The sequence below is a fragment of the Intestinimonas sp. MSJ-38 genome (genome assembly GCF_018917925.1).
Taxonomy (GTDB): Bacteria; Bacillota; Clostridia; order Oscillospirales; family Butyricicoccaceae; genus Pseudobutyricicoccus.
The window spans coordinates 1-628 of the sequence record NZ_JAHLPO010000080.1 but is presented as its reverse complement, the minus strand read 5'-3'; the positions used below and the strand labels follow the sequence as shown (position 1 = coordinate 628).

The 628-nt window shown below is 56.2% G+C and carries 1 protein-coding gene; it reads left to right on the top strand.

What is annotated here, in order from left to right; translation table 11 throughout:
* A partial coding sequence (locus tag KQI26_RS15155; protein WP_253292910.1) for a collagen binding domain-containing protein occupies nt 1-628 on the top strand: 628 nt, incomplete at both ends.

Sequence of the window (628 nt, the reverse complement as noted above, 5' to 3'; positions counted from 1 at the left end):
AAAGAATTTACCACCGATGAAAACGGCATGATCGACCTGTCCAAGCTGGAGCCTGGCACTTATGTGGTGACCGAAAAGAAAGCCAACGGCTATGTGATCGACGATGCCCAGCGGATCATCCATCTGAAGCCTGGCCAGACCGGCGAATTTGTGTTCACCAACTCCATTAAGCCCACTTTGCGGCTGCTGAAGCAAAGCACCGACGGCACACCGCTGGGCGGCGTTACTTTCCGCATCAGCAAAATCGAGGACGGGACGCATTACCTGGATCGAACGACAAACGATGCCGGCGAGATTTTGGTGAGCGATCTGGAACCCGGTGTCTATTCGGTCAAGGAGACCGCCACTGTAAATGACCATATTCTCGGTCCCAAGGAATACAAGGTGGAGCTTTTCCCGGGCAAAACCAGCACGCTGACCATTCAAAACGACAAGCGCCCCAACCTGACTATCCATAAGCGGGATGCCGACACCGGGGAAGTGGTGCCGGGAACGGTGTTCCAGGTGCGGGCCGTGGACGGCCCCTGGGTGGGAGAAGTGACCACCGGTGCAGATGGCAGCGCCCGGGTGGAAAATCTGCTGCCAGGTACCTATGAAGTGATTGAGAAGTCTGTGCCGGAACCCTATC